Here is a 226-nt window from a genome sequence, read left to right as displayed (position 1 = left end):
CTCTGTCCAAATACAAGACAATGGATCATACGGACAGATGCTTCAGTTTGCCTGGTCCAAGAACGGATTGAATGGATCGCTTCTTATTGCAGATGTCGGTCAGCATATTGAGCGCTTTGAGTTTGCTGATGGCACGACGCTCAGCGAGATTAAGGTACTTAATGATGGTGAACGCCTTGAGTTGCATGGCACTGATGGCGATGACATCATCAAGGGTGGCTCTGCC

The 226-nt window shown here is 48.2% G+C and carries 1 protein-coding gene; it reads left to right on the top strand.

All coding sequences use genetic code 11. The features are described from left to right. Positions 1-37: 37 nt before the first annotated feature. Positions 38-226 (top strand): hypothetical protein (locus AC3CB2_RS23505; RefSeq protein WP_352936795.1); only part of this gene is annotated, 189 nt, incomplete at its 3' end.

This window comes from Pseudovibrio sp. SCP20, assembly GCF_057774105.1.
Note: the sequence above shows the minus strand (reverse complement) of the source record. Positions and strands in the feature narration are given on the sequence as shown.